We start from the raw sequence: 6,891 nt of genomic DNA, 5'->3' as shown, positions 1-6,891 counted from the left end.
TGGCCGCCGAGGCCGCAATACTGGCCGATGCCGCCCCGTCGCTGCAACGGCACTCGTACACACCCGTTCCCGGCCGGATCCTCCACTTGCTGACGAACTCCCTGCCGCACACAGCTAGCGGTTACGCCCAGCGGTCGCACTCCACGCTGCTCGCCCAGAAGGAAGCAGGCTGGGACGTTTTGGCGGTCACCAGGATGGGTTACCCCGTGCAGGTCGGCAAACTCCTCGCAAAGAACACAGACACCGTGGACGGGATCCGCTACCAGCGCCTCATCCCCGCGACGATGGCCCAAAACATTGATGCCCGTCTGCAGCAGCAGGCGGATGAGCTGCTCGCAGTGGCACTCGAGTTCAGGCCGAGCGTCCTGCACACCACTACGCACTACGTCAACGGACTCGTCGTGCGGGCCGTGGCCGAGGCCCTCGGGATTCCCTGGGTCTACGAGGTCCGCGGCCAACTTGCCGACACGTGGGCGTCCACCCGCGGGCCGGAAGCCCGGCAGAGCGAGAAATACCGACTGTTCCAGAAGCGGGAAACGGAAGTCATGCGCGATGCTGACCTTGTCCTGACTCTTGGCAGGGCCATGAAGGCCAACATTGTTGCCGCCGGCATCCCGGACAACAAGGTCATCATTGCGCCGAACGCCGTGGGAGGAGCCTTCCTCGCCGAACCGCTGGACAAGGCCAGTGCCCGTCGTGTCCTCGGCCTTGCCGAAGACGGACAATTTATCGGTACGGTGAGCAGCTTGGTACCCTATGAAGGGATCGAGGACCTCGTGGCCGCATTTGCCTTGCTAGCGGCGGACATGCCTCAGCTCCGTCTCCTGATCGTGGGTGACGGGTCTTCCATGCCATCGCTCCAAGTTCAGGCGCAGCGCAGCGGATTCATCAACCGCATCATGTTCACAGGCCGGGTGCCGCGGAGCCGGGCGGCTCTGTACCATCAGGCGCTGGATGCATTCGTTGTGCCGCGCAAGGACCTGGAGGTGACACGTTCAGTGACACCTCTCAAGCCCGTGGAAGCCATGGCATCCGCACGGCCCGTAGTGGCCAGTGACCTGCCGGCGTTGGCCGAAATAGTGGAAGACCGCGTAACGGGCCTTCTCGCCACGGCCGGGGATCCGGCGTCGTTCGCTGCGGCTATCCGGGAGATACTCTCAGATCCGGAGCGCGCGGCGAAGTTCGGGGCTGCAGGCCGGGAACGGGTGTTGCAGGAAAGAACGTGGGCCGCCAACGCGGTTGCCCTGGCACGAGAGTTGGAAATGCTGGGAGTAACTAGATGAGCATCCAAGAAGAAGCGGAAGTGGCCCAGAATGAGGCTGCGCAGACGGAGGCGCCCGCCACCGTCGCTGTGCCGGTGAACCTCGTCCGGCTGAGCAAGGTCGGGCAGCGGCCGGATTTCCTGGATTATCTCGTCCAGTTGTGGGACCGCCGGAGTTTCATCGTCTTCGACGCCCGGGCCAGGGTGCAGAGCGGCAATGACAAGCACCATTTGGGCTCAGCGTGGCTGGTGTTGACGCCGCTTCTGAACGGCCTCAGTTTCTACCTGATTTTTGGTCTGTTCCTAGGTACCAGCAAGGGCATTGACAACTTCATTGGCTACTTGATCATCGGCGTATTTACGTTTTCGATGAGTACCCGTTCCATCCTCGGCGGGGCAAAGTCTCTGACTAGCAACACCTCGATGATCCGAGCCTTCCAGTTTCCCCGGGCGTCCCTGCCCATCGCCGTGAACGTGCGGGAACTCTTCTCCAACGTTCCCGTGACCATAGTCATGCTGCTTTTCGTCATCTTCACCGCGCCTGCCGAGGAAATCACGTGGCGGTGGCTGCTGATCATTCCGGCGATCCTGCTGCAGTTCCTGTTCAATCTGGGCATCGGCATGTTACTCGCGCCAGTGCTGCTCAAAGTCCCGGATCTGTCCCACCTGCTCTCGTTCATCATTCGTTTCCTGATGTATGTCTCGGCAGTTTTTTTTGCGGAGGAGCGCTTCGGGAAATACCCCGTCGTGCGCACCATCATGGATTTCAACCCGATTTACCAGGTCATCAAGATCATCCGCGACTCGGTGCTCTACGACACGACGCCATCCTGGCGGGCATGGGGAGTCTTGGGCTTATGGGCCCTGGGATCCGTTGGCGCCGGACTCTTTGTCTTCTGGCGCGGAGAGGAAAGCTACGGACGTGTCTGAAGTATCAATCGGCCCGATTTCGGAGCCCACAGTGGTGGTGGACGACATCTCGGTGGTCTACCGCACCAAAAACAAAACGGAGGGGAGAACCAATGCCCGGACCTCCGTACTCAAGAACCTGCGCGGGCTCCGCCGCGGCGAAAGCACGGTCCGCACCACGGCATTGAGCAAGATTTCCTTCGTGGCCAACCAGGGCGATTCCATAGGCATTATCGGCCGCAACGGCTCCGGCAAGAGCACCCTGATGAAGGTCCTCGCCGGGTTGATCATCCCCGACACGGGCACTGTCTATGCTTCGAGCAACCCGATTCTCCTGGGCGTCAACGCAGCTTTGATCAGTTCCATCTCGGGTGCCCAGAACATCCGGCTCGGCTGCCTGGCCATGGGCATGAGCCACGCGGAGATTGACGCCAAGTTTGACGACATCGTGGAAATGTCCGGGCTGGAACACGAAATCTTCCACCCGATGAACTCTTACTCTTCGGGCATGGGCGCGCGCCTGCGCTTCGCCATCGCAGCCGCCGTGGATCCCGAGATTCTCCTGATTGACGAGGCCCTCAACACCGGTGACGCCCAATTCAAAGACCGCTCAAAGGCGCGGATGGAGAAGGTCACCGCACAGGCCGGCACCGTCTTTGTAGTCAGCCACAGCCTGGGCACCATCACGGGCATGTGCAACCGCGCCATCTGGATTGACAAGGGGGACTTCATCATGGACGGCACCCCGGACGAGGTTGCCAAGGAATACCGGAATTTCATTTGGCGCATGAACGAGGGCAACGCCGACTATGGCCGTCAAATCCGCGCTGAGCTGATGGCGAGCCTGCCCGAAATGCGGACGACTCTGCTCCCCAACGGCTGGAAGCGGTCCAGGTAGCACATGAGTTTTTGGGACAAGACGGCGTACTGGCGCCGCGCGCTGTGGCACGCCCGTCAGGGCGGCATGGCCCAGGTCAAGAGTTACCTGCACCGCAGCGGTGCGGAGCGTGATGAGGCCAGCCTGTCCGGCGTCCGCGGCGCGGAGGGCGCCTGGCGCGGCCTGGTCCCCGGCCGGCGCCTGGTTTTCCGGGAAGCGGTTGTTGGGGTCGCAGAGCCACGGAATCCGCAGCTGCGTGTCGGCATCATCATGGATGACTTCTCCGCGGCAGCGTTTTCCGCCGAGTGGACGGTCGTCGCGCTGAGGCCGGACAGCTGGAAAGAGCAGCTGCGTGACGAGGCCCTGGACTTTGTCGTCGTCGAATCTGCCTGGGCCGGCAACGCCGGTCTCTGGCGGGGAAAAATCACAAGCCCGGCAGGGCCTTCGCCGGTATTCCGCGACTTCGTTGAGGGTTGCCGGGCGGCCGGACTTCCGGCGGTCTTTTGGAACAAGGAAGACCCGCCCCACTACGAGGACTTCCTGCCTGCCGCGAAACTCTTCGACCACGTCTTCACCACTGACTCCAACATGCTTCCCCGCTACCGCGAGGACTTGGGCCACAACCGGATTTCCGTGCTGCCGTTTGCCGCGCAGCCGCGGATCCACAACCCGGCCAGGCCGCGGCACGGCTGGCACGCCCGGGAGATCGCCTTCGCCGGAATGTACTTTGCACATAAGTACGAGGACCGCCGTCGGCAGATGGAGTACCTGCTGGGAGCGGCCGTTGACGCGACGGCGGGCAAGCGCCCCGGGTTTGAGATCTTTTCCCGGCAGCTCGGCCGGCAGCCCCAGTATCAGTTCCCCGGGATCCTGAAGAAGCACGTCGTGGGATCGCTGTCCTACAAGCAGATGCTGACCGCCTACAAGGCGTACAAGGTCTTCCTCAACGTCAACTCGGTCACCGACTCGCCGTCCATGTGCGCCCGCCGGATTTTCGAGATCACCGCCGCCGGGTCCTGCGTTGTGTCGACGCCCAGCGCGGCGATCGCCGAGTTCTTCCCGGACAAGGAAATCCCCACGGCGGACAACCGGGAAGACGCCACCCACCTGCTCCGGGCGCTGACTGCCAACCCGGACTACGCCCAGCGCCTGGTCCACAAGGCCCAGCGCCGGATCTGGACCGGACACACCTTCAGCCACCGGGCACGCTCCATCGCCGCGGCGGCACGCCCGGAGCTGTCCGCCCCGGAAACCCGGGCCCAAGTGTCGGTGCTCGTGTCGAGCTTCCGGCCGCAACAGCTGGAGCATGTCATCGCGGGAGTAGCCGCCCAGCAGGGCGTGGACGTCCAGCTGGTGTACCTCGCCCACGGGTTTGAGATCGACGAACCCGCATTCCGGCGCAAATGCCTGGACGCCGGGATTCTCGACGTCGTGGTTCTTCAGGAACCGCAGCAGACCATGCTCGGTGAGTGCCTCAATTCCCTCGTGGCGAAGGCCGACGGCCTGTTCGCCACTAAATGGGACGACGACGACGTGTACAGCCCGCTGTACCTGGGTGACCAAGTCCACGCCTTGATGTACTCCGAAGCCGAAGTCGTGGGTAAGCGGGCGCACTACATGCATCTGGCCGGGGCGGGGGCTACCATCCTGCGCAACCCGCAACTGGAACACCGCTACGTCGAAGCAGTCTCCGGACCGACCATCTTCGCCGCCACGGACACCTTCAGGCGTTTTCCGTTCCAGCCCGTGCCGCGCGGAGAGGACTCGCGTTTCCTCAGCGACGTCATCGAGGCCGGGGCCCGGATCTACTCGGCCGACCGCTTCAATTACTGCCAGATGCGCGGCGCCGAAGTGGCCTCACACACCTGGCCCATCACCAATGAAGAGCTCCTGGCTACTTCAAAGATTCAGTTCTTCGGCTCGCCCGAAGACCACATTTTAGTTTAGGGGAGACATGGACGAGACAATTTTTGATGTTGCCGTCATCGGGCTCGGCTACATCGGCCTGCCCACCGCGGCCAGCTTCGCAGCCAAGGGCAAGCTGGTAGCCGGCGTCGACGTGAAACAGTCCACCGTTGACGCCGTCAACCGTGGCGAAGTTCCATTCGTGGAACCCGACATGGGCGTGGTGGTCTCGGGCGCCGTCAGCCTCGGAAACCTCGTGGCCATGGCCACCGTGCCTGCTGCTGACGCGTACATCATCGCCGTGCCCACCCCCCTGGCCGAGGGCAACGGCGCAGACCTCTCCTACCTCCGTAGCGCCGTCGAAGCCCTCGCGCCGAAGCTCCGCGGCGGAGAGCTCGTGGTGCTTGAATCGACCTCGCCTCCGGGCACCACGGAGCGCCTGGGCGCATACCTTTTGGAGCTTCGCCCGGACCTCACCCTTGATAAGCCCGGGCCGAACCAGGTGCACGTTGTGCACTCCCCGGAACGCGTACTGCCGGGCCGGATCATGATCGAAATGGTCACCAACGACCGCGTCATCGGCGGCCTCACCGAAGAAGGCGCCCAGCTGGCCAAACGGCTGTACGAAGTCATCTGCCAAGGCGAGATCCTGCTGACGGACGCCACCACGGCCGAGATGACCAAGCTGGTGGAGAACACGTTCCGCGACGTCAACATTGCCTTCGCCAACGAGCTGTCCCTGATCTGCGACAACTTGGGCATCGATGTCTGGAAACTCATCGAGCTCGCCAACCACCACCCCCGCGTCAACGTCCTCCGTCCCGGCCCCGGTGTGGGCGGCCATTGCATCGCAGTGGACCCCTGGTTCATTGTTGACGCTGTCCCCGAGCACTCCGGCCTGATCCGCACGGCCCGGGAAGTCAATGACTCCAAGCCGCATCACGTGGTCCGGCAGGCGGTTCAATCCTTGGCAGATCAGCCGGGCGCGACCGTGGCCGTCCTGGGTTTGGCTTTCAAGGCCAACATCGACGACGTCCGCGAGTCGCCGTCGGTGACGATCGTCCAGGAACTGGTGCGACAGCTCCCCGAGAGCACCATTCTGGTGGTGGACCCCAACGTGGAGGAACTGCCTGCCGGCCTGGCCGCGGTCGGCCTGGCCGGCCTCCACGACATGGAGGAGGCCGTCGCCGCCGCAGATCTCGTGATGCTCCTGGTGGACCACGACGAATTCCTGACCCTGGACCTGCAGTCCCTGGAGGGAAAGAACGTGATCGACACCAAGGGCATCTGGAACCAGCATGAACCGGACGCTTCCCGATTGCACCTGCCTGCAGGGGCCAGCGTAAGTGGATAGGGGAGACCAAAGCATGTCGGCGTCTATTGAGGAAGAGTTGCGCAACGCCGGCTTTGTCCTCAAAACCGTGCACATGCCGCGGAGGGAGACTCCTCTGGTCCGGATCCTGGTCCGCGCCGCCAACGTCACGGATCTCGAGATCGCCGGGACTGTCGCTTCGCTCTTGGGCTCCGCGTGCCAGGACTTCGCCGTGGATATCCTTGTGGAGCGTAATCGCAGCCGGCACCGGCTGCAGGAGTGGCTGGGCACTGACCCGCGATTCTCGTTCGCCGCCACAGACGGTCCGGACATTGCCGACTCCGTGTACACACTGGTCATCAGCGCCGGCACTGCCCTGGGGCTGCACTCGCTGGAAGCCATGGTCGACTCCCTGCAGCAGACGCAGGCCATGGTCCTTCGCGCGCTGGTGGATGGGCAGGCCGGTGCCCTCGAACTATGGCGGACCGGCACACTTCGCGAGTTGCGGGAATCCGGTGACCCGGAAAGGTCAGCGCGCACGGCAGGCGGCGAGCGGTGGGTTTCCGGTAGCGCCCTGGGCCTGCACGACTTCCGCCGTCCCAAGCCCAAGCTCCACCTGCGGAAGGG

The 6,891-nt window shown here is 63.5% G+C and carries 6 protein-coding genes; all 6 read left to right on the top strand.

Going from position 1 to position 6,891, the window contains the following annotated elements:
- A partial coding sequence (locus Y706_RS0102300; protein WP_028275310.1) for a glycosyltransferase family 4 protein occupies positions 1-1,283 on the top strand: 1,283 nt, incomplete at its 5' end.
- Positions 1,280-2,191: an ABC transporter permease gene (locus Y706_RS0102295; RefSeq protein WP_043434259.1), complete on the top strand. Its 912-nt coding sequence runs from the start codon at positions 1,280-1,282 to the stop codon at positions 2,189-2,191. The genes Y706_RS0102300 and Y706_RS0102295, both read left to right, overlap by 4 nt.
- Complete coding sequence (locus tag Y706_RS0102290; RefSeq protein ID WP_028275308.1) at positions 2,184-3,068, top strand: ABC transporter ATP-binding protein; 885 nt, start codon at positions 2,184-2,186, stop codon at positions 3,066-3,068. The genes Y706_RS0102295 and Y706_RS0102290 overlap by 8 nt, the downstream gene beginning before the upstream one ends.
- Positions 3,069-3,071: 3 nt before the next feature.
- Positions 3,072-4,994 (top strand): CgeB family protein, encoded by a 1,923-nt coding sequence (locus tag Y706_RS23130; RefSeq protein WP_043434256.1) that lies wholly within the window; start codon positions 3,072-3,074, stop codon positions 4,992-4,994.
- Positions 4,995-5,001: 7 nt separating this feature from the next.
- Entirely contained in the window at positions 5,002-6,306 is a 1,305-nt protein-coding gene (gene wecC / locus Y706_RS0102280; protein WP_028275307.1) for a UDP-N-acetyl-D-mannosamine dehydrogenase, read from the top strand.
- Between the two features lie 13 nt (positions 6,307-6,319).
- On the top strand, positions 6,320-6,891 hold a 572-nt coding region (locus Y706_RS23125), incomplete at its 3' end, for a hypothetical protein (RefSeq protein ID WP_156945047.1).

This window comes from Arthrobacter sp. I3 (assembly GCF_000520575.1).
GTDB classification, from domain to species: Bacteria; Actinomycetota; Actinomycetes; order Actinomycetales; family Micrococcaceae; genus Arthrobacter; species Arthrobacter humicola_A.
Note: the sequence above shows the minus strand (reverse complement) of the source record. Positions and strands in the feature narration are given on the sequence as shown.

Excerpts from the sequence above, each read along its gene's own strand:
- Y706_RS0102295 (WP_043434259.1), top strand. The coding sequence starts at position 1,280 with ATGAGCATCCAAGAAGAAGCGGAAGTGGCCCAGAATGAGGCTGCGCAG.
- wecC (WP_028275307.1), top strand. The coding sequence starts at position 5,002 with ATGGACGAGACAATTTTTGATGTTGCCGTCATCGGGCTCGGCTACATC.
- Y706_RS23130 (WP_043434256.1), top strand. The coding sequence starts at position 3,072 with ATGAGTTTTTGGGACAAGACGGCGTACTGGCGCCGCGCGCTGTGGCAC.